Raw genomic sequence first — 2,598 nt, forward strand, 5'->3', positions numbered from 1 at the left:
CACCCCACCCCTGCCGCAGGCTGCAAGCGGCGGGCAGGGCCGGACACCACCCACCGCAGACGGCCACCGCCCGGGTACCGCGCGGACACAGCAGGAGACGGCGCCAGCACGGCACATGCGCACCACCAAGCTCGCCTCTACGCCCGCGGCGTGCGGCGCACTCCACACGCGACAAGGCTCTGGCGCCGTCGCATCGCGACGGCGCCAGAGCCTGTCCCGCCTCACCTCAGCCGCCGCTGCAAGGCACCTCAACGGTCTTGGCGTTGCCGTTCTCGTCGGTGGTGATCTTCTGGATCATCTTGTGCTGACCGTTCTGGCCCATGCAGTTGCTGCAGATCCGCGGGGCCTGGTTGTCGTCCGACATGGCGCTCTCCTTCTCGGCTGTGCCGGACGGTGCCTCCCGAGGGAGGGGGTCCGTGGTGGGCCCTGTCCGGCGTAGCCGATCAGCCCCGGGGGTGGGGTGGGGGCAAACGCGCTTTTCGTTTGCGGCCACCCCACCCCCAGGGCAGGCTGCAAGCGGCGGACAGGGACCTCCACGGATCTGCTCACGACAAGCGCACGGCGCGGAAGGTGATGGCCCGCCGTTGCTCCCGGCCCCCCGGAGGGAGCCGGAAGCAACCGGGTCACTCACCCGTCACCGCGCAGCGGCCCACCCGCCGTCGGCCGGAGCCTCCAGGTGACGCTTCTGACGGGCCAGGTTCGCCACGAACACGTCCGTCCGCGCCGCATCCTGGGCCACCAGGTCCCCGGTGCGCCGGTAGCCGCGGCGGAACAGCCCGGTCTCCGCAACCGGAACGACGAACGCGCCCTGGGACAGCGCCTTCGCCACGAACGTCCCGTCCTCCGGGCCGTAGGCCACGTAGTCGGGCGGAAAACCGATGTCGGCCACCGGCCGCGACGCCACGATGTCGCCGCGCCGCACCAGCCGGTACATCGCGTCCACGCTCGCCTCGCCCAGCTGCCGGAACGCGTCGGCATCCGCGTCCCGCTTGCCGTGCGGCAGCCGCTCCGGCGCCGGAGCGGTGGGCTCCAGGTACTCCAGCCGGGCCGAGACCGTGATCAGGTCCGGCCACAGCAGATGCCGTAGCGCATGCTCCAGCAGGTAGTTGGGCGCCATCTGGAGGTCGTCGTCGATGAAGACCGTCACCGGGTGACTCGACAGCTCCTGGCCCAGGTTCCTGGCGCCGCCGCGGTACACCCGCTCCGGCGCCCGTACGAGCCGCACCTGCGGCGGCAGCCCGGCGGGCAGCCGCAGCGGGGTCTCGCTCAGGTCGTCCACGACGACGCACTCCCACGGCGTACGCCCCGGAAGCCGTTCAGCGGCCTTCACGATGCTGCCGACCGTTCCGGCCAGCACGCTGTGCGCGCCACGCGCCGAGACGACGACGCTGATACCCGGAAGCACCGGGAGGTCCCGGCCGGTCTCCGGCAGCCCCAGGGCCGCCATGGCCGCCTCCAGCAGCCAGTAGTCGTTGCTGCGCGCCCGGAGCCGCTCCCGGACACTCACCGGCTCCTCCCCGGCCTCCCGCGCCGTGGGCCAGCCCAGCCACGCCAGCACCTCGCCCAGCGGCCTGGCCGACCCCCACGCCAGCACCGCGACGACACACCACGGACGGTCCCGCACCACCAGAAGCACCCGGGAACTGACGGTCTGCCCGGAACGCATCATCTGGGCAGTCAGGTTCGCCACCCACTCGGAACTGACCGGCACAAAACGGCCGCAACGGTCAATCCAGCTGCACCGCGCGGGACCCGCCAGCCGGATCAGCCGGCCACCCCTGTCGACGGTCTCCACCACCACCTCCAGCGGGCCGAACCCATGCCGCGCCCACTCGTCCCACGCGACCGACGGCTGCGCCCCGGAAGAGCGCACCCCGCTCGGGAACACCACGTTCGTACTCATCTGAACTCCTGACTGTCAGGGACGGACCCGAAGTGGTCCGCCCGGAAACCTGAAGCAGCCCGCACTGCGGCGGGCCGCGCACAACGAAGAGGGCGGCCCCTCGGCTGAGGGACCGCCCTTGCGGAGCGGGAGGGAGCGGCGGGCTGCCGCCCCCTCCCGGGTGACGGCTACTTCACCAGGCCGTCCAGGAACCGCGGCGTGGCCACCGGCTTCTCCGCCTTCCGGCGGACGACGACCTCGCTGAGCACCAGCTGGTCGCTGCCCCAGGTCCCGTCGGACTTCTTGGACGCGTGCTTGTACTCGAGGCTGAGGGCGCTCACGAAGTCGCCCTTCCCCAGCGACGTGATGACGTCGATCCACCCGCGATCCGAGGTGACGAAGGAGACGAAGTCGTCCTCCCGCCGGGTGTCCTCGTTACGGTTCGTCACGCGGACGGTGAGCCGTGCCCAGTCACCCTCCTTGTTCACGAAGGTCCTCTCCACGTGCCCGGTCGCAGTGGCGAAGTAGGGGAGCTTCTGGGCCAGGACCTGCAGCGCCTGCTGGACGGTGATCTCTGCCACGATTCCTCCTGTGCGGTGGCCGGGAGGGATGGCCGCTGCTGCGGCCCGGGGCTCTGTGGTCCCCTTCCCGGTGATCGGCCGACAGCGCCGCGTCGGGGCGGGGGGTCAACCGAGCGCTTTTTGCTCGGTTGACCC

At 71.6% G+C, this 2,598-nt stretch carries 3 protein-coding genes; all 3 read right to left on the reverse strand.

The features are described from left to right. Positions 1 to 226 precede the first annotated feature (226 nt). The 3 genes from ITI46_RS34090 to ITI46_RS34100 all read right to left on the reverse strand — a co-directional run bounded on the left by ITI46_RS34090 (position 227) and on the right by ITI46_RS34100 (position 2,463). Positions 227 to 364 carry a hypothetical protein gene (locus ITI46_RS34090; protein ID WP_209243870.1) on the reverse strand — a complete coding sequence of 46 codons (138 nt, stop codon included), beginning with the start codon at positions 362 to 364 and terminating at the stop codon, positions 227 to 229. A 270-nt stretch (positions 365 to 634) separates the two neighbouring features. Continuing rightward, complete coding sequence (locus ITI46_RS34095) at positions 635 to 1,903, reverse strand: glycosyltransferase family 2 protein (RefSeq protein ID WP_209243872.1); 1,269 nt, start codon at positions 1,901 to 1,903, stop codon at positions 635 to 637. Between the two features lie 167 nt (positions 1,904 to 2,070). Beyond that, positions 2,071 to 2,463, reverse strand: a complete 393-nt coding sequence (locus tag ITI46_RS34100; RefSeq protein WP_209243874.1) for a hypothetical protein — start codon at positions 2,461 to 2,463, stop codon at positions 2,071 to 2,073. Between the last annotated feature and the right edge of the window lie 135 nt (positions 2,464 to 2,598).

The sequence above is a fragment of the Streptomyces oryzae genome (assembly GCF_017676365.1).
GTDB lineage: Bacteria > Actinomycetota > Actinomycetes > Streptomycetales > Streptomycetaceae > Streptomyces > Streptomyces oryzae.